1 protein-coding gene is annotated in these 939 nt (G+C 63.9%); it reads left to right on the top strand.

Going from position 1 to position 939, the window contains the following annotated elements:
• The coding region (locus C451_RS00040) for a hypothetical protein (protein WP_007736304.1) at positions 1-939 on the top strand (939 nt) is incomplete at both ends.

Here is a 939-nt window from a genome sequence, read left to right as displayed (position 1 = left end):
GCCAAGACCGGAACACCATCTATTCGGCCGCACAGGGCCGCGAATTCCTTCGGAACGAACTTGAGAACAAGTCCAACGAGTTCGTCCGCGAGTTCGCCGGGATGATTAACGACCCCGACGTGCTCGACTTCCTGAATCGGTACTGCGGCATCTACGAGGAGCGCGGCAAGGACTTTCTGGACAGTCACGTCGGGAAACAAATCGTGCGGTCGGCGGCGACATCGATGGTAGACCGCGCCTATCGTGAGGGGAACGTGAGTCAGTTGCAGGGCATGGTCGGCATCGTGAATCAGGACCGTGAGGCGAGTGACGCCCTCACCGAGATTGTGACTCGGCTCGCGCAAGAGGGCACGATTGCGGTCGTCACCGGGCCACCCGGCGCGGGTAAGACCGCGACGACCCTCGACGTTGCGCGGGCGTGGGGCGCTCGAACCGGCGGGACGCTCTACGGCCAGACGACGTGGGACGGCTTCGACGCCGTGGTGCGGTCCGACGTGGAGATGCTAGAGGCGATGGCGTCACACAAACGCCAATCGCTCGGCGTGCTTGACGAAGCAATGCAGGAGCTTACCGGCCGCGGTGCGGACTCGAAGAAAGCCGAGACGTTCGCGGAGCGCGCGACTCTCATCCGCAAGAAAGAGGACCGCCACGGGCCGCACGCAAAGCGTGGGTCGCTCGTGCTGGTCGCTCACAATTGGAGCGGGATGAACAAACCCATCCGCGAGATGACGACGCTCGTCATCCAGAAACCGAGTCGTGCCGACCCCGGTCGCGTCATCCTCTGGGAATCGCCCGGCGGGGAGGACAAGCGCGAGAAAATCGGGGAGTTCGTCGGACTCACCGACACTCGGGAGAGTTATTCCGAGCACGACCCTGCGCCGTTCCGCGTCGTCCTCGACGAGGACCGCGACGACGACGCCGACCAAATCGACCCCGAAC

The sequence above is a fragment of the Halococcus thailandensis JCM 13552 genome (assembly GCF_000336715.1).
GTDB classification, from domain to species: Archaea; Halobacteriota; Halobacteria; order Halobacteriales; family Halococcaceae; genus Halococcus; species Halococcus thailandensis.
Note: the sequence above shows the minus strand (reverse complement) of the source record. Positions and strands in the feature narration are given on the sequence as shown.